The sequence below is a fragment of the Streptomyces sp. NPDC028305 genome (assembly GCF_055569495.1).
This window is the reverse complement of the sequence record NZ_JBVHTN010000002.1, coordinates 1,122,356-1,140,421: the sequence shown is the minus strand read 5'-3', so window position 1 is coordinate 1,140,421 and position 18,066 is coordinate 1,122,356. Positions and strand designations below refer to the sequence as shown.

Sequence of the window (18,066 nt, the reverse complement as noted above, 5' to 3'; positions counted from 1 at the left end):
TTCAGGAGCCGTGGAAGCGGCGGTGCAGTTCGTGTACGCGCTCGGCGAGGGCGGGGAACGGGCCCTCCACCACGGCGCCCGGGACGACCTCCCGGATGGACAGGGTCCGCACGGGAGGCGCGGGGACCCCGAGGCCGGCGAGCCAGCCCGCCAGCTGCTCGGAGGAGCTCACGTACACGATGCGGCCCAGCCCGACCCAGCCATGGGCCGCGGCGCACATCGGGCAGTGCTCGCCCGATGTGTAGACCGTGGCCGCGGCCCGCTCCTCGGGGGTCATGTTGGCCGCGGCCCAGCGCGCGATCTCGAACTCGGGGTGACGGGTGTGGTCACCGGACGCCACATGGTTGTGGTCCTCGAACAGGACCGCCCCGTCCGCGGCGACGAGCACCGAACCGAACGGCTCGTCGCCCGCTTCCAGCGCCTCGGTCGCCAGCTCCACACAGCGGTGCAGATGGCGCAGGTCCGCGTCGTTCGCCATGGTGGCCTCCCCAGGAAGTGATCTTCAGCGGCAGGATAGAACCCGACCGCGCCCGAACGCATCCGGGAAGGTGCCGCCCCGTCAGGGACCGTCGGCCGGGAGCTCCCGCCACGCACGGTCGGCGGGGAGCCGTCGGTCAGGAATAGTCCTTGCCCATCAGCGCGGAGTATTCCTCCGGGTCTGCGTCGAACCCGCGGATCCCCTCACGGAATTCCCACTCCCCCGAGTCGTGCCGGGTGAATTCGGCGATCGTCGCGGCCTTGGCGCCCAGCGCGCCGACGAAACCGCTGTTCACCAGTTCGGTGATCCCCTCGGCTATCCGGAAGCTACAGTTGGCCACATCACCGAAGGTCTTCGGGCCGCCGCTCTGCTGGATGGCCACGCCCACCACCACCCGGGTGTAGGAGGTGGACAGCCGCTCCAGCTCCAGGGTCATGACCTCGTCGGCGCCGTAGCCCTGGCCGGTCTGGCTGTCCCTGTTCAGGGTGATGGTGCCGTCGGGCGACCGGCGGTCGAAGTGCACCAGGTACGCCGGCTCCCCGTACGGGTCCCCCGCGTTGTAGGTCGCCGCGACGATGTCGAGATCGTGCGGCGGCTCCCCCAACGGGCTGGGGTCCCACCGGAGCGACACCTGGACTTTACTCGGGCCCTTGTTGAGACCGGTCACTGAATCCCCTTCCCGGAATTGGGACGACGGAATTCCCTTGCGATGGAAACCCGCCACCTCAATCCCGCGCCTAGCAACGGAGTTGGGATTTTATCAGCGGTGTCTCGCGGCGAACGGCGGAACACGGCGAGCCCCCACGGCCGGGCCGCTGCCCACGCGCCCTGCCCGGCCCACCGGCACCGCGGCTCGCTCCCGTACCGGCGGCCGGCTCCCGTGCCGGACGGGACGCCCCCGTACCGGAGGTCAGCGACCGCCCCCGGGCCGGCCCCATGTCTCGGCGAGCTGCCAACGCAGCCGCACCAGCTCGCCGTGGCCATGCGCCGAATATGACCCGGTCCTCCGCCCCGCCTTGTAGAGCTTGAGCCGGTAGGGGACGACGCCGGCCAGCCGGAGCACGGCGACCAAGGGGGCCAGCAACAGCCGCAGCAGGAGCTCGGCCAGCCAGAAGGGCAGCAGCACGACGAAGACGAGCAGGAAGGGCAGGGCGATGATGCCGGAGATCGGGTCGTCGCCCAGATTCGGGGCGTGCTCGAACGCCGCCTCCGGTTTGACCCGGCGCGGCCAGGCCAACCTCTGCTGTCGCAGCCGCCACTTGGTTCCGGATTCATCTTTCCAGCGCACCCGGGCACCCTATATCCCCCGTTCGGCGGCGCCGCGGCCGGGGCGCCTCGCCATGTGGCCGAATGGGCCCGTTCATCGAATGGAAATCGATGATTGACACACGGATGGGGATTCTGTCCTTGTTTGTCGTGAGCGAACGGTTTGCCCACGCCGACCGATTCGGCTCGATCACGAACCCGGCAGTAGCTTCGCTCTTGACGTTCCATCAGAGGCGTCGTGTAATTCATCCCTCGCGTCGCACCCGGCGGAAATCCGAAGCCGTACCTTCGATGCACCTGCCGGAAACGATCTCCCTTTACCCAGCTCCGCCGATGCTTTCGGAGAAGCCATGAGATCTGCTGCCCGGCTCGGCGACCTCGTCATCGGCGTCACTCCCCTCGGGCGCCCGGACGCCAGGCTCGCCGCGGCGGTCGGCCGCGCCGGGGGGCTCGGGGTCCTGGATCTCGGAGCCGGGGACCGGCGGGCCCGCGAGGCGCTGGAACGCCTCCGGGGCTGGGCCCCCGACGGCCGGTACGGGGTGCGGATCGGCCCCGGCTGCCGGCTGACGCCCGCGGACCTGTCGGCACTCCGGACCGGTGGCGGCGCGGGCCCGGACACGGTGGTACTCGCCGCGGACTCCCCCTGGGCGGTGGCCGACTGTGCGGGCCGCCAACGCGTCCTCGTCGAGGTCACGGACCTGGACGAGGCTCTGGATGCCGTACGGGCCGGGGCGCATGGCCTGATCGCCCGGGGTGGGGAGAGCGGTGGCCGGGTCGGGGCGCTCGGCACGTTCGTCCTGCTCCAACAACTGCTCGCCGAGTCGGCGGTGTCCCTCCCGGTGTGGGCCTGTGGCGGCATCGGCACCCACACGGCCGCGGCGGCGGTTGTCGGCGGGGCGGCGGGCGTGGTGCTGGACATCCAACTCGCGCTGCTGGCCGAGTCGGGGGTGCCGGAGGAGACGGCGGCCGCGCTCCGTTCCCTGGACGGCTCGGAGACGACCGTGGTCGACGGCCATCGCGTGCTGCGCCGCCGGGGCCGTGATCCGCGCGCCCGGCCGCTGCCGGTGGGCCAGGACGGCTTTCTGGCGGCGCGGTTCGCCGAGCGCCACGGCGACGTGGGCCGGGCCGTGCGCGCCGTGGCCGAGGCCGTGCGGGATGCCGTGCGCGACGACGACGCCGCCTCCGCGCTGCGGCCGGGCTCCCCGATGAGCGCGGCGCTCGGCACCCGGCTGCCGGTGGCGCAGGGACCGATGACCCGGGTCAGCGATCGGGCCGGGTTCGCCTCGGCGGTCGCCGCCGAGGGCGCTCTGCCGTTTCTCGCGCTCGCCCTCGCCGAGGGCGAGCGGGCGCGCGCCATGCTGGCGGAGACGGCGGCCGCCCTGCCGGGGCGGCCGTGGGGGGTGGGGGTGCTCGGCTTCGCCCCCGAGGAGATCCGACAGGCCCAGCTCGAGGCCGTGCGGGAGATCCGTCCCAGCCACGCGATCATCGCGGGCGGGCGGCCCGCCCAGGCGGAGGCGTTGGAACGGGCGGGGATCGCCACCTTTCTGCATGTCCCCTCGCCGGGGCTGCTGGGGCAGTTCCTGCGGTCCGGCGCCCGCCGGTTCGTGTTCGAGGGGTCCGAGTGCGGCGGGCACGTCGGCCCGCGGAACAGCTTCCCGCTGTGGGAGGCCCAGATCTCGGTGATCGAGGACTTCCTGGACGAGACGGAACGCGACGAAGCCGGCGGTGCCGGGGCGGCCCCGGTCGAGGTCTTCTTCGCGGGCGGCGTCCACGACGAGCGGTCCGCGGCGATGGTGGCCGCCCTCGCCGCCCCGCTGACCCGGCGCGGCGTCCGCGTCGGCCTTCTGATGGGCACGGCGTATCTGTTCACCGAGGAGGCGGTCGCCCACGGCGCCGTCCAGCCGCTGTTCCAGCGCCAGGTGGTCGCGGCGAGGGGCACCGCGCTGCTGGAGACCGCTCCGGGGCACGCCACCCGCTGTGTCCCCAGCCCGTTCACCGAGGAGTTCGGCGCCGTCAGGGAACGGTTGCGCGAGGAGGGCGTTCCGCAGCGGCAGGTGTGGGAGCGGCTGGAGCGGCTCAACGTCGGCCGGCTGCGGATCGCCGGCAAGGGTGTCGAACGCGACCCGGGCGGCGAGTTGGTGGCGGTCGGTGAGGAGCGCCAATACCGGGATGGCATGTTCATGGCTGGTGATGTGGCGGTGCTGCGCTCGGCCGTCACCACCGTCGCAGCCCTGCACCACTCCGTCGCCCCGGCCGCCGCGGACTTCTTCCACCACTCCGCGGCCGCGCTGCGCGAGCGCCTGGGCGTGGTCCCGTCCGGGCGGGCGGAGCGGGAGGCCCCCGCGCCGCTGGACGTGGCCGTGGTCGGGATGGCGTGCATGTTCCCGCGCGCCCCCGACCTCGCCACCTTCTGGGCCCATGTGGTCGGCGGCGTCGACGCCGTCACCGAAGTCCCCGCCGGGCGTTGGGACCCCGCCGTCCACTACGCCCCCGACCAGGACGGCGCCACCGCGTCCAAATGGGGCGGCTTTCTGCCCCCGATCCCCTTCGACCCGCTGCGCTACGGCATCCCGCCCGCCTCCCTCGGCAGCATCGAGCCGGTGCAGCTGCTGGCGCTGGAGGCGGCGCGGCGCGCCCTGGAGGACGCCGGATACGAGCCGGGCCCCGGGGGCGACCGGGGCGGCCCCGGCGGTACGGGTGGCCGGGCCTTCGACCGGTCCCGTACGTCGGTCGTCTTCGGCGCCGAGGCGGGCAGCGATCTGTCCAACGCCCAGACGTTGCGCGCCGTGCTGCCGTCCTACCTCGACACCGTGCCCCCAGCACTGGCCGAGCAGCTGCCCGAGCTGACCGAGGACTCCTTCCCCGGGATGCTCGCCAACGTCATCGCCGGGCGGATCGCCAACCGGCTCGACCTCGGCGGTGCCAACTACACGGTGGACGCGGCCTGTGCCTCCTCGCTGGCAGCGGTCGACGTGGCCTGCAAGGAGCTGCTGACCGGCACCAGCGACCTCGTGCTGTGCGGCGGCGCCGACCTGCACAACGGCATCAACGACTACATGCTCTTCTCCTCCGTGCACGCGCTGTCCCCGACGGGACGCTCCCGCACCTTCGACGCCTCGGCGGACGGCATCGCGCTCGGCGAGGGCGTCGCGTGCGTGGTGCTCAAGCGGCTGGCGGACGCCGAGCGCGACGGCGACCGCGTCTACGGTGTGATCAAGGGCGTGGGCAGCTCCAGCGACGGGCGGTCGCTCGGGCTCACCGCGCCCCGGCCCGAGGGCCAGCGGGCCGCCCTGGAGCGCGCCTACCGCAACGCCCGGGTCTCCCCCGCCGACGTCGGTCTCGTCGAGGCGCACGGCACCGGCACGGTCGTCGGCGACCGCACCGAGCTGACCATCCTCACCGAGGTGTTCACCGCCGCCGGGGCCCCGGCCGGCGGTTGCGCGCTGGGCTCCGTCAAGTCCCAGATCGGGCACACGAAATGTGCCGCGGGGCTGGCCGGGCTGGTCAAGACCGCGCTCGCCCTGTACACCGGCGTCAAGCCGCCCACCTCGCAACTCCGCCACCCCAACGCCTCCTGGGACGCCAAGAGCAGCCCCTTCGCCTTCCACACCGAGGCGAGCCCCTGGGTGACGCCACCCGCGGAGCGGATCGCCGGGCTCAGCGCGTTCGGCTTCGGCGGCACCAACTTCCATGTCGTCCTGGCCGCCCACGACGCCGGGCCGCCCCCGGCCCACGGCCTGGACGCATGGCCCGCCGAGCTGTTCACCTTCCGCGGCGCCGACCGGGCGGCCGCCCTCCGCGCCGTCGAGGAGACGCTGGCGCTCGCCGAGGCGTACGAGGGCACGGGGACGTCGCCCTGGCGACTGCGCGACCTCGCCCTCGCCGCCGCCAACCGCGCCGAAGCCGGTCAGGGCCCGGTCCGGGCGGCAGTGGTGGCCACCGCCTCGGACGGGCCCGCCGGGCTGGCGGCGCGGCTGCGCCGGGTCCTGGCCGGGGAACACGACCCGGCCGCGGGGATCTATCTGGCCGGGCCGGCCGACGCGGCCGATCGGGAGGGTCTGACCGGCCAGGAGAGTCCAGGCGATCCGGAGGGCGGTGACGGCCCGGCCGGGCGGGCCGACGCGGAGGGCGGTGGTGACCCATCCGCCGACGACGGCGCGGGGCGAGACCCCGTCCCCGTCCCCGTCCCCGGCAAGGTGGCCTTTCTGTTCCCGGGGCAAGGCAGCCAGCGCCCCGGCATGCTGGCCAGCCTCTTCGTCGCCTTCCCCGAACTCCACAGCCATGCGCGGCTCGCCCGGACCCACACCGCCGTCCTCCACCCGCCGGCCGCCTTCGACCAGCCGGAACGGGACGCGCAGCGGGCCAGGATCACCGACACCCGGGTGGCCCAGCCGGCGCTCGGCGTCGTCGGCCTGGCCGCCCACTCGCTGCTCACCGCGGCCGGAGTCCGCCCCGACATGGCCGCCGGGCACAGCTACGGGGAGCTGGTCGCGCTGTGCGCGGCTGGTGTGCTCGACCCGCCCGCGCTGCTGGAGCTGAGCGCCGAGCGGGCGTCCGCGATCCTGGACGCCGCCCAGGCCGCCGGGCCGGAGCCGGGCACTATGGCGGCGGTGGCCGCGAGCCGCGAGGACGTCGAGCGCGTGCTGCGCCGGGGCGGTCTCGCGGACCGGGTCGTAGCCGCCAATCACAACGCGCCCGCCCAGACCGCGATCTCGGGCCCGCGGCGGGAGGTGGACGCCGCGGTCGGGCTGCTGCGGGAGGCCGGGCATCCGGTGAAGCGGCTCCCGGTGGCCTGCGCCTTCCACAGCCCGCTGGTGGCCGCGGCAGGCGACCGGGTCGCCGAGGCCCTCGGCCGGCAGCCGCTGCGCCCGCCCGAGTACCCGGTCTGGGCGAACCGCACCGCCGCCCCGCACGGCGCCGAACCGGACGCGATCCGCGCGGAACTCGCGGCCCAGATCGGCGCGCCGGTCCGCTTCGTCGAGCAGATCGAGGCCATGTACGAGGCGGGGGCCAGGGTCTTCGTCGAGGCGGGGCCGGGGGGCGTGCTCACCCGGCTGGTCGGGGAGATCCTCGGCGACCGCCCGCACCGCGCCGTCGCCTTCGAGGGACGGCACGGCGGCGCACCCGGCGTCGACCGCGGCGGCGTCGGCGGCGGTCCGCGCGGGCTGTACGGCTTTCTCGATGCCCTGGCCCAACTCGCCGTCGCCGGGCTGCCGGTGCGCACCGGCTGGATGTTCCGCGGCCGTGACGCCGTGGACGCCGGGCGCGCCACACCGCCGAAGCGGCCCGGCTGGACGGTGGACGGCCAGCTGGTCCGTACCGCCGCGGGGGAACTCCTGCCCGGCGCGCTGGCGCCGGCCCGACGTGTCGTGGAGGCGACGGTGAGCCAGACGGACCGGGACGCACTGATCCTGGAGTTCCTCAGAACCAGCCGGGAGATGGTCGCGGCCCAGCGCGATGTGCTCCTCACCCATCTCGGAGCCACGCCGGACGCCAGGCCTGCCGCGCCCCCGGCCCCCGCAACGCCGTCCGTGCCGGTGCCGGCCACGGGGGTCGCGGCGCCCGAGGCCGTGGGGCCGATGCCGACCGCGCCCGCGCCCGCCGAGCCGGTGGCGGTCACCGAGGCGGAGGTGGCGCGGATGGTCGCGCAGATCATCAGCGAACGCACCGGATACCCGGTCGACATGATCGAGCCGGATCTCGACCTTGAGGCCGATCTGAGCATCGACTCGATCAAACGGGCCGAGATCGCGGGCGAGTTGGCGGGGCGCCTGGGTGTGGGCGGCACCGGCGGCGACGGCGCCGCCGCGCTCGCGGACGAAGAGCTCGAAGAGCTGACGAAGGCCCGTACCACCGCCGCGGTCACCGCCTGGCTCACCCCCCGGCTGACCGCCGAAGCGGCGCCGGGGAGCCCGGCGGCGACCGGTGCCCCCGGCACCGCGCGCGATGAGACCGCCGAACCGGCCGCCGCCACGGTCTCGTTCGGCGAACCGCCCGTGGACACCGCTCCGAGGTCCATCGGCCGCACAGCCGGGACCACGGACTCCGTCAGGGGCGTGGCGCCGAAGCGGATGCGGATGCGGGCCGTGCCTCTGACCGGGACCGTGCCGGCCGGCGAGCTCTCGGCCGTCCTGTCCGGCAAGCGGTTCGTGCTGCTGGGCGGTGACGAGGCCGTGGCCGAGGCGGTCGGCGGGCGGCTGCGGACGTACGGGGCCGAGGCCGTGGCCCTCTCGGGCGACCCGCTTCTCACCGAGGGCGACGGACCGTCCCCCGGCTACCGCGACGAGGTGCCCCCTGACGGGGTGATCCTGCTCCCGCCGTCCGCCGGCACCGGCGCGCCCGTACTGCCCGCCGCGTTCCCGGCGCTGCGGGCCGCCCTGGCGCGCGGGCCGCGGTGGCTGCTGGCCGCGCGGCGAGCGGAGCCGCTCGACGTCGGAACGGCCGGACTCCACGGCCTGTTCCGCACCGTCGCCAGGGAGTATCCGCAGACGGCCGCCACGGTCGTGGACCTCCCCGCCGCGGCCTCTCCCGACGCCGTCGCCGACGCGCTGCTGGACGAGGTGCTCGCCCCCGACCACCCACCCGTCGTCCTGCGCACCGCCGACGGACGCGATGGGTTGGAGCTCGTGGAGAGCGACTTGGGCGTCCTCGGCGCCTCGGGCGCGGGGCCCGCCGGGGACGGGGCGGCCGAGGCGGCGGCCCTCGGCCTGGGCCGCGATTCGGTGATCGTGCTGGTCGGCGGGGCGCGGGGGATCACCGCCCGGTGCGCGGCGACCCTCGCGGCGGCCGCCCGCTGCCGTATCGAACTGCTCGGCCGCACCCCCGTACCCGCCGGGCCCGAGGACCCGGCCACCGCCGGAGCCCGGGACGAGGCCGCCCTGCGCGCGGCGCTCGCCGCCCGGGGCGGCCGCGGACCCGCCGAGATCCAGCGAGAGGCGGCCGGGATCCTGGCGCGGCGGGAAGTGTCCGCCACGCTGCGGGAGCTGACCGATCTCGGGGCCCGGGCCCGCTACCGGTCGGTCGACTTCCGGGACCCCGACGCGGTGCGCCAGGCTGTCAAGGAGATCCACGCCGACCACGGCCGGCTGGACGGTGTCGTCTACGCGGCGGGGGTGATCGAGGACCGGCTGATCGAGGAGAAGTCCGCCGAGTCCTTCCAGCGGGTGTTCGACACGAAGGCGGGCGGCGCGCGTACGCTCCTGGACGCGCTGGAGGAGCTGTCGACGGCTGGACCGGCCGGAGGACACGGAGAACACGGAGGACACGGAGGGCCGTCGTTCGTGGTGCTCTTCGGCAGCGTCTCCGCCGTGCTCGGCAACCGCGGCCAGGCCGACTACGCGGCGGCCAACGACGCGCTGGAGGCCATCGGCGCGCGGTGGGCGGCCCGCACCGGCCGCCGGGCCCTGACCGTGCACTGGGGCCCCTGGGCGCCCACCGGCGCACACGCCGGGATGGTCGGCCCCGCGCTCGCCCGCGACTACGCGAGGCGTGGCGTCGAACTCATCGACCCCGACGAAGGAGCGCTGGCGCTGCTGCGCGAACTCGCCTGGGGCGAGGAGTCCGACCGGGCCGTCGTCTACACGGCGTCGGGCTGGTGACCGTGGCGTACGACGAGGGCGGTGGCCGCAGACCGCCCGTCGCGATCGTCGGGATGGCCGTCCTGCTGCCCGGCGCGCCGGATCTGCCCGCGTACTGGCACAACCTCGCGGCCGGTGTCGACGCGATCACCGAGGTCCCGGCCCAGCGGTGGGACGCCGAGTTCTACGCCCCCGGGAGCGGGCGCGGCCCGGCCGCCGCCGACCGGGTGTACTGCCGCCGCGGCGGGTTCGTCGACGGGCTGGCCGAGGTGGAGGTCACCCGTTTCGGGATCATGCCCGCCTCCGTACCGGGCACCGAGCCCGACCAGTTGATCGCCCTGCGTGTCGCGGCTGCGGCCGTCGCCGACGCGGGGGGCGAGGAGCGGCTGCCCGACCGGGGGCGGGTCGGGGTGGTGCTGGGCCGCGGCGGCTATCTCACGCCCGGTCTGGTCCGTCTCGATCAGCGGGTACGCACCGCCCACCAGCTGGTGCGCACGCTCGGCGAGCTGCTGCCCGGCCTCGGCGCCGACCAGTTGGAGCGAGTGCGGACCGCGTTCACCGAGCGCCTGGGCCCCGACCGCCCCGAGGCGGCCATCGGCCTGGTGCCCAACCTCGCCGCCTCACGGGTCGCCAACCGGCTCGATCTGCGCGGCCCCGCCTACACCGTGGACGCCGCCTGCGCGTCCTCGCTCGTCGCCATCGACCAAGCGGTGGGCGAGCTGGCCTCCGGCCGGTGCGATGTGATGCTGGCGGGCGGGGTGCACCACTGCCACGACATCACCCTGTGGAGCGTCTTCGCGCAACTGCGCGCGCTCTCGCCCAGCGAACGCATCCGCCCCTTCCACCGCGAGGCCGACGGCATCCTGATCGGCGAGGGCACCGGCGTCGTGGTGCTCAAACGGCTGGCCGACGCGCGACGGGACGGCGACCGGGTGTACGCCGTCATCAGGGGCACCGGGGTGGCCGGCGACGGACGCGCCGCGGGCCTGGCCGCCCCGGACCCGGGCGGCCAGGCGCGGGCGGTACGACAGGCGTGGCGCGCGGCCGGGCTCGATCCGCGCGAGCCCCGCTCGCTCGGCCTGCTGGAGGCGCACGGCACCGCGACCCCCGCGGGTGACGCGGCCGAACTGGCCACGTTGGCGGAGGTCTTCGGCCCCGCGGCCGACGGCGGCGCCGGCCGCGCCGTGATCGGGTCGGTGAAGTCGATGATCGGCCACACCATGCCGGCGGCCGGTGTGGCGGGCCTGGTCAAGGCCGCCCTCGCGCTCCACCACGGACTGCTGCCGCCCACCCTGCACTGCGACGACCCGCACCCGTCCCTGGCCGCGACGCGCTTCCGTACGATCGCCACGGCGGAGCCGTGGGAGACCGGCCCGGGGGCGGGGGTGCGCCGCGCGGCAGTAAACGCGTTCGGGTTCGGCGGGATCAACGCGCATGTGGTGCTGGAGCAGGCCCCTTTGGGGGCCGCTCAGCCGCTCCCGGCGGGCCGAGGGCCCAGGCCGTCGGCGGTGGCCGAGGCGGTGGCCACCGGCCCCGCCGCGCCCGGCACGTCCAGGGTCGAGGTCACCGAGCCGGAGCGCGTACTCGCGCTGGCGGCCGAGACGCCGGAGCGGCTGGCCGCGTGGCTGGCGTCGGACGACGCGACGCTGCGGGCCACCGCGCCCGCGGCGGGCCGGGCGAGGCTCGGGATCGTCGGGCCGACCGCCAAGCGGCTGGCGCTGGCGCGGCGCGTGGTGGCGAAGGGCGGTTCGTGGCGTGGGCGCAACGACGTGTGGTTCACGCCCGCTCCGCTCCTGAGCGAGGGGCGGGTTGTGTTCGTCTTCCCCGGCCTGGAAGCCGAGTTCGCGCCACGGGTGGACGGCGTCGCCGAGTACTTCAGCCTCTCCCCCGCCACCGTCGGAGCGGCCGACGGCCGCGCGGCGGTCGGTGACATCGGCCGCCACGGCGTCGGCGTCTTCGCCGTCGGCCGGCTGCTGGACCGTGCGCTGCGGCGGATGGGTGTCGTGCCGGACGCGGTGGCAGGACACAGCGTCGGCGAATGGACCGCGATGGTGTCCGCCGGACTGTACTCCGGCGCCGCGGTCGATGAGTTCCTCGGCTCGTTCGACCCCGACGCGCTGCGCGTGCCCGGACTGGCCTTCGGCGTGCTGGGCGCTCCCGCCGAGCGGGTGCTGGCCGCGCTCGCGGAGGGCATGGGCGGCACGGACGGCCGGGTCGTGCTCTCCCACGACAACGCGCCGAGCCAGTCGATGGTGTGCGGGCCGCACGCCGATGTCGACGTGTTCGTGCGACGGCTGCGCGCCGAGGGGGTGATCGGGCACGTCCTGCCCTTTCAGTCGGGCTTCCACACCCCGATGCTGGCGCCCTACCTGAGGCCGATCAGAGCGGCCGCGGAGCGGTTCGAACTGTTCCCGCCGAGCGTGCCCATCTGGTCGGGGACGACCGCGGCGCCCTATCCGCCCGACGAGGCCGACGTGCGTGAGCTGTTCGTCCGGCATCTGCTCGAACCGGTCCGCTTCCGGCTGCTGACGAAGGCTCTGTACGAGGCGGGCTTCCGGGCTTTCGTGCAGGTCGGCCCGGGACAGCTGGCCTCGCTCATCGGCGACACGCTGCACGGGTCGGAACATCTCGCGGTGGCCGCCGGCTCGCCGCACCGCGACGGCGTCGCCCAGCTGCGCCGGGTCGCCACCGCCCTGTGGGTGGAGGGCGCCCGGGTGGACCCGTCCCTGCCGCGCCCCGCCACCGCGCCGTCCGCCTCGGCGGCAAAGCCGGTACGGCTCGACTTGGGCGGCGCGCTGATCTCCCTGGACGAGGGGCGCCTCACCGGGCTGCGCCGCGAGTTGGCCTCCGCCGCCCCCGGTCCGCAGCGGTCCGTCCGGGCGGACGCCGTGTCCGCGCTGGACACGGTGGCGGGGCGGTTTCCGGTGGCGGCGGAGCTCGGCGCGCTGCTCCGGGAGACGGCCGGTGCCGCCGCCGAGCTCATCGCCGTCGCGGGCCGCGCGGGCAGACCACCGACTCCGCCCCCGCCGCCACCGGCCCCGACACCGCCGACACTCCCCACCCCGGACACCTGGCGCACCGTGCTGCGGGTGTCCACCGCCACCATGCCGTACCTGCGCGACCACTGCTTCTTCCGGCAACGCCCGGGCTGGCCCGACGAATCCGACCGGTGGCCGGTCGTCCCGGCGACCACGATCGTCGGCCACCTGATGGACGCGGCGGAGCGGGCCGCCCCCGGGCGGCGGGCGGTCGCGGTGCACGGCTCGCGGTTCGGCCGGTGGGTGACCGCCGCGCCGCCCGCCGAGGTCCCCATCACCGTGGCGCCGTCGCCCGACGGCCCGGACCGGCTCGCCGTGGACTTCGGCCACAGCGCCCACGCCACGGTGGAGCTCGCGCCCCGCCACCCGCGCCCGCGCCCCGCCCCCTGGCCCGCCGACCCGGCCACCGAACACGCCCCCGCCCACACCGCGGCCCAGCTCTACGGCGAGCGCTGGATGTTCCACGGCCCGGCGTTCCAAGGCGTCAGCGAGATCACCGCGATCGGCGCCTCGCGCGTACGCGGCACGATCACCACGCCCGCCGCGCCCGGCGCGCTGCTGGACAATGTGGGCCAGCTCCTCGGCTACTGGCTCATGGCCACCCGCACCGAGCGGACCGTGGTCTTCCCCGTCGGCATGCGCCACATACGCCTCTTCGGACCGCACCCGCGCCCCGGTACCCCGGTGGAGTGCGTGATCCGGATCGTCTCGCTCACCGACACCACGCTGGAGGCGGATGTCCAGTTGCTCGTCGACGGACAGGTGTGGGCCCGGATCGACGGCTGGCAGGACCGCCGCTTCGACAACCATCCGAGCACCCGGCCGGTGGAGCGCTTCCCCGAACTCAACGCGCTCTCCCAGCCGCGTCCCGGCGGCTGGGTGCTGCTCCACGAGCGCTGGCCCGACCTGGCGTCCCGTGACCTGATCATGCGCAACCACCTGGGCGGCGCCGAGCGCCTGGAGTACGAGCGACAGGCCCCGCGCGGGCGACGCCAGTGGCTGCTGGGCCGGATCGCGGCCAAGGACGCGGTGCGGCAGTGGCTCTGGGCGCGCGGGGCGGGGCCGGTCTTCCCGGCCGAGATCCAGGTGCACGAGGACGCACGCGGCCGCCCGTACGTCCTCGGGGCGCACGGCCGGACGCTGCCCGCGCTGGACGTCACGCTGGCGAGCCGGGCCGAGGCCGGGGTGGCCCTGGTCGTGCCGCGCCCGCCGGGACGCGAGGACTCCGGGCCGGGCCCCGGCATCCATATCGAGGAGATCACCGGACAGAACGCCGCCGCGCAAGAGGCCGCGGCCCTGCGCGCGGCGAAGGAGGCGGTCGCCAAGGCCGAGGGCGTCGACAGCAGGGGCCATGGGCCGGACGTCACCGTGCTCGACGCGGCGGACCCGGAGCGGCTCCTGGTCGAGGCGGCCACGGCCGCCGGGCGGCCGCCGCACCGCTACCGGGTGCGCAGCGCGCGTACGGCCAACCCTCCCGGGCTGCCGCGCAGGGACTACGTCGTGGCCTGGACGACCGGCCCGGCGGACGACGAGTGAGGAAACCGACCGGTCGGCGACCCGCCGGAACACAAACCGTGAAGGAGATACCGTGAGCACCGCCAAGCAGACCACCGCGGCACCCGCGGCGGACGACGAGGAGACCGTCCTCGCGGAGATCTCCGGAATGCTCCGGACCATGCTCGACGAGTACGGGCTGGACGACATCGAGATCGCCGTGGAGAGCCGGTTCATGGAGGATCTCGAGCTGGAGAGCATCGACCTGGTCACCCTGGCGGGAAGCCTTCAGGCCCGGTACGGAAGACGGGTCAACTTCGCCGAGTTCGTGGCCGGTCTTGAGCTCGACGAGATCATCGAGCTCAGTGTGGGACGCCTCGTCGAGTACGTCGTCGGATGCCTGAAGGCCGCCGAGGGGAGCTGACCGATGGCCATGGTCCACACCGGCGGACCGGGCGGCGTCAGGCTCCATGTGCAGCGGCTCGGCCCCGGCCGCGCCGGGCCCGGTGGCAGCGGCGCGGCCCCCACCGCCGTGCTGCTGCACGGCCTGCTCACCGACAGTCTGGCCTCCTACTACTTCACCGTGGGCCCCGGGCTGGCCGCGGCCGGGATCGACGTCGTCATGTACGACCAGCGGGGCCACGGCCGCAGCGAGCGCCCGGCCCGCGGCTACCGGCTGGACACCTTCGTCGGGGACCTGGAGCGGCTGCTGGACCGGCTGGGGATCCACGGCCCGGTGCACCTGGTCGGCAACTGCTTCGGCGGAACGGTCGCCTTCCAGTACGCGGTCCGCCACCCGGAACGGGTGGCCGGCCTGTCGCTGATCGAGTCCGAACCGGCCACCCCCGCGTGGGCGGCCAAACTCGACAGGATGCTCGGCGACACCGAGACCCAGCTGTCGGAGCACGAGGCCGACGCCCTGGCCTGGATCGACGCCCACCGCGGCAGGCACACAGCGCGGCTGGCGCGCTCGGCGGCCCGCCTGGCGCGGACCACCACCATCGGCCGGGACATCCCGTCGAGCGCGGTGCTGGACGAGGACCGGATCCGTGCCGTGCCCGGTCCGGTACTCGCGCTCTACGGCGCCGATTCGGACATGGCCGCCCAGGCGCCATGGCTGGAGTCGCTGCTGCCCGGCTGCCGGACCGTCATCGTGCCCGGCCATGAGCACTCCGTCCTGGTCGAGGTGCCCGCCCTGGTGCTCGATCACGTCCTGGGCTGGATCCGCGATCCCGGCGGGCGGCCTCCGGTAGCGGCTCTCGCCGAGGTGGAGGCCGCCTCATGAGCGACGGCTCCCTGAGCGACGGCTCGATGAGCGGCGGCTCGATGAGCGACGCCCGCGAATGCGACGAGCCGCGCGCCGGGCGCCGCTTCCTGTTCGTCGTACCGCCGCTCACCGGACACATCAACCCCACGCTCGGCGTCGGCGCCGAACTCGCCGCCCGCGGCCACCAGGTGGCCTGGGCCGGACTGCCGGAGTCGATAGGGCGGCCGCCCGTGGCCGGGGCGACCGTCTTCCGCTGTGCCGGGCCGTCCCTGGGCGCGGGCGGCGCCGCACGCCCCGCGGATGTGCGGGGGCCCGGCGCGCTGAAGTTCCTGTGGGAGCGCTTTCTGGTGCCACTGGCCGAGGCGATGGCCCCGGGGGTGCGCGCGGCGGTCGAGGAGTTCCGGCCCGATGTGGTGGTCGCCGACCAGCAGGCCGTCGCGGGCGCTCTGGTCGCCGAGCGGCTGGGCGTACGGTGGGCCACCTCCGCCACCACCTCGGCCGAGTTCACCGGCGCGCTGAACGGCATGCCGAGGGTCGGCGCGTGGCTGGAGGGGCTGCTGGAGGAGTTGCGCGACCGGGTCGGCGACCCGGCCGGCACCGCGGATCCCCGCTTCTCGCCGCATCTCGTGCTGGCCTTCACCACCGAGGAGCTGGCGGGCCGACCCGTGAGGGCCGCGGAGCGGATCCGCTTCGTGGGCCCGTCGATCGCCGCCCGCCCAGGCGCGCCGGAGTTCCCCTGGGACTGGCTGGACCCCGCCCGCCCGGCGGTCCTGGTCACCCTGGGCACCGTCAACGCCGACTCCGGGGCGCGCTTCCTCGCCGTCTGCCGGGAGGCCGTGCGCGCCCGCGCCGGCCGCCTCCAGACGGTGCTCGTCGACCCCGCGGGCGCGCTGGACACCCGGCCCTGGCCCGGCACGTCTGTGGATCAGGACGTGCTGGTGGTGCGCGAGGTCCCGCAGCTGCCCCTGCTGGCGCGGGTCGCGGCCGTCGTGTGCCACGCGGGGCACAACACCGTGTGCGAGGCGCTGTGGCACGGCGTTCCGCTGGTGGTGGCGCCCATCCGCGACGACCAGCCGGTGGTCGCCGGGCAGGTGGTGGCCGCCGGGGCGGGGGTGCGGGTGAGGTTCGGCCGGGTGACGGCGGCCGGGCTCGGCGAGGCGCTGGACGCCGTCCTGTACGAGCCGGGCCATCGCGCGGCGGCCGAGCGCGTCAAGGCGTCCTTCCGCGCGGCCGGCGGCGCCGCGGCGGCCGCCGACCACTTGGAACGGCTGGCCGCGCGGGCCATCCGCACGGTACCTGCGCGAACACCCCGGACAACCCCCTTGGAGGAGGGATGAGCAGCAGCGTCGAACCACCCACCACGCCAGGCCCGGCAAGCGACGCGCACGGCCCGGCCAACCAGGCCCTGAAGAAAGGCGCCGCGCGCGCCGCGGCCGTCGCCGCGCTGCGCCCGCGCTATGCGGACGATCTCGCGCGGGGCACCGAGCGGCTCTTCGAGCCGCGCCGGACCGACTGCCCGTGGTGCGGCTCGGACCGGCTGGAGGAGCGGCTGCGCACCACGGACCTCTTCCAGCACAAGCCGGGCGGTTTCGGGCTGGACCGGTGCCGGGACTGCGGCCATGTGTTCCAGAACCCGCGGCTGAGCGGCGAGGGCCTGGAGTTCTACTACCGGGACTTCTACGACGGCCTGGGCGAGAAGGACATGGGCGGTCTCTTCGCCGGCCGGCGGAAGACCTACGTCCGGCGTGCCGAGTCGCTGCGCCCGTTCGCCAAGGCACCGGAGAACTGGCTGGACGTCGGCACCGGCCACGGCCACTTCTGCGAGGCGGCCCGCGCGGTCTTCCCCGGGACCCTCTTCGACGGTCTTGACCTGAGCGCGGGGGTGGAGCTGGCCGAGCGGGCGGGCCGGGTGGCACGGGGGATCCGCGGCGGCTTCGTCGAGCGGGTGGCGGAACTGGCCGACGGGTACGACGTGGTGAGCATGTTCCACTATCTCGAGCACAGCACGGACCCCCGGGGCGAGCTGCGCGCGGCGCGGCGCGTGCTGCGCCCGGGCGGACATCTGCTGATCGACGTGCCCGACCCGGAGAGCCGCTTCGCCCGGCTGCTGGGCCGCTGGTGGCTGCCGTGGCTCCAGCCGCAGCACCTCCACTTCGTGCCCGTGGCCAACCTGCGCCGGGAGCTGTCCGGGCTCGGCTTCACCGTCGTAGCCGAGGAGCACGCGGGGCCGCACGACCCGGTGGATCTGCTCGGGGCGGTGTGGCTGCTGCTGAACGCCGTCGCCCCGCGTGAGGAGCAGCCCTGGCTGTCGTCCCCGCCGGGCCGGTTCCGCCGGGCGCTGCGCACGGCGACCGTGCTGGGGGGCGTCCCCGTCCTGCTGGCGACGGCCGCGCTGGACCACCTGGTGATCAGGCCGCTGGCCGGCCGCCGTCATCTGTCCAACGCCTACCGGGTGGTCGCCCGGCGCGACTGACAAGGGCCGGAAGGCCCCGCCGGGCCGTCGGGAAAGACGGCCCGGCGGGGACCGGAGTCAGCGGTGCTCGTAGCGGATGAGGGACCGCACCATGCGGCAGGTGGTGTTGGAGGGCGGGTGCACCCCGATCCGGGCCGCCGTGGTGCGTATCTTGCGGTTGGGCGCCTGCTCGGGGCGGTACACCCCTGAGTTGAGCAGGGCGATGGCCAGGCGCATGGCCTTCAGCCGGCGGTGGTGGTTCTCGTACCACTCGCGCGGACGTCCGGCGGGCACTCGTTTCGTCGGGAGGGTCGCGTAGTTCGGCAGGTTCGGAAGAGGTGTGGCGGCAGTGGCCATCGGCATCCTCCAAAGGAGGTCGGGGACCCTTGTTCTTACCCCTCCATTCTACTGCCGGGCACTGACAAAAGACCCTGGCCACAGGCGGTTTGAGGGCGTCCGGATGGCCGTTTTCGCCGCGCCTCCCCACCTCGCTC

Annotated in this window: 10 protein-coding genes; 6 read left to right on the top strand and 4 right to left on the bottom strand. The window is 75.1% G+C overall.

The annotated features are described in order from the left end of the window. Position 1: 1 nt before the first annotated feature. The 3 genes from ACZ4WQ_RS11090 to ACZ4WQ_RS11080 form a co-directional block, all read right to left on the bottom strand. On the bottom strand, positions 2 to 478 hold the full coding sequence (locus ACZ4WQ_RS11090; protein ID WP_352132449.1) for a nucleoside deaminase: 477 nt from the start codon (positions 476 to 478) through the stop codon (positions 2 to 4). 136 nt (positions 479 to 614) lie between these two features. Next, entirely contained in the window at positions 615 to 1,145 is a 531-nt protein-coding gene (locus tag ACZ4WQ_RS11085) for a TerD family protein (protein ID WP_468022169.1), read from the bottom strand. A gap of 243 nt (positions 1,146 to 1,388) precedes the next feature. Further along, a complete protein-coding gene (locus tag ACZ4WQ_RS11080; RefSeq protein ID WP_358848690.1) occupies positions 1,389 to 1,766 on the bottom strand; it encodes a hypothetical protein in 378 nt (125 codons plus the stop codon). Positions 1,767 to 2,094: 328 nt separating this feature from the next. Between ACZ4WQ_RS11080 and ACZ4WQ_RS11075 the strand changes: the two genes are divergently transcribed. From ACZ4WQ_RS11075 to ACZ4WQ_RS11050, 6 genes are read left to right on the top strand one after another with little or no spacing between them, the layout of a single operon-like run. Then, positions 2,095 to 9,342, top strand: a complete 7,248-nt coding sequence (locus tag ACZ4WQ_RS11075; protein WP_468022168.1) for an SDR family NAD(P)-dependent oxidoreductase — start codon at positions 2,095 to 2,097, stop codon at positions 9,340 to 9,342. A gap of 53 nt (positions 9,343 to 9,395) precedes the next feature. Beyond that, a complete protein-coding gene (locus tag ACZ4WQ_RS11070; RefSeq protein WP_468022183.1) occupies positions 9,396 to 13,895 on the top strand; it encodes a beta-ketoacyl synthase N-terminal-like domain-containing protein in 4,500 nt (1,499 codons plus the stop codon). Positions 13,896 to 13,947: 52 nt separating this feature from the next. Next, positions 13,948 to 14,277, top strand: a complete 330-nt coding sequence (locus ACZ4WQ_RS11065) for a phosphopantetheine-binding protein (RefSeq protein WP_361194346.1) — start codon at positions 13,948 to 13,950, stop codon at positions 14,275 to 14,277. Positions 14,278 to 14,280: 3 nt separating this feature from the next. Continuing rightward, positions 14,281 to 15,138 (top strand): alpha/beta fold hydrolase, encoded by an 858-nt coding sequence (locus tag ACZ4WQ_RS11060; RefSeq protein WP_468022167.1) that lies wholly within the window; start codon positions 14,281 to 14,283, stop codon positions 15,136 to 15,138. Positions 15,139 to 15,179: 41 nt separating this feature from the next. Next, entirely contained in the window at positions 15,180 to 16,457 is a 1,278-nt protein-coding gene (locus tag ACZ4WQ_RS11055) for a glycosyltransferase (protein ID WP_468022182.1), read from the top strand. After that, on the top strand, positions 16,454 to 17,593 hold the full coding sequence (locus ACZ4WQ_RS11050) for a class I SAM-dependent methyltransferase (protein WP_468022166.1): 1,140 nt from the start codon (positions 16,454 to 16,456) through the stop codon (positions 17,591 to 17,593). The genes ACZ4WQ_RS11055 and ACZ4WQ_RS11050 overlap by 4 nt, the downstream gene beginning before the upstream one ends. Positions 17,594 to 17,650: 57 nt before the next feature. Here the strand turns inward: ACZ4WQ_RS11050 and ACZ4WQ_RS11045 are convergent, their stop codons facing one another. Next, complete coding sequence (locus ACZ4WQ_RS11045) at positions 17,651 to 17,935, bottom strand: hypothetical protein (RefSeq protein ID WP_385349995.1); 285 nt, start codon at positions 17,933 to 17,935, stop codon at positions 17,651 to 17,653. Between the last annotated feature and the right edge of the window lie 131 nt (positions 17,936 to 18,066).

Coding starts and splice junctions, on each gene's coding strand:
- ACZ4WQ_RS11090 (WP_352132449.1), bottom strand. CDS start 478: ATGGCGAACGACGCGGACCTGCGCCATCTGCACCGCTGTGTGGAGCTG.
- ACZ4WQ_RS11075 (WP_468022168.1), top strand. CDS start 2,095: ATGAGATCTGCTGCCCGGCTCGGCGACCTCGTCATCGGCGTCACTCCC.
- ACZ4WQ_RS11070 (WP_468022183.1), top strand. CDS start 9,396: ATGGCCGTCCTGCTGCCCGGCGCGCCGGATCTGCCCGCGTACTGGCAC.
- ACZ4WQ_RS11060 (WP_468022167.1), top strand. CDS start 14,281: ATGGCCATGGTCCACACCGGCGGACCGGGCGGCGTCAGGCTCCATGTG.
- ACZ4WQ_RS11055 (WP_468022182.1), top strand. CDS start 15,180: ATGAGCGACGCCCGCGAATGCGACGAGCCGCGCGCCGGGCGCCGCTTC.
- ACZ4WQ_RS11050 (WP_468022166.1), top strand. CDS start 16,454: ATGAGCAGCAGCGTCGAACCACCCACCACGCCAGGCCCGGCAAGCGAC.
- ACZ4WQ_RS11045 (WP_385349995.1), bottom strand. CDS start 17,935: ATGCCGATGGCCACTGCCGCCACACCTCTTCCGAACCTGCCGAACTAC.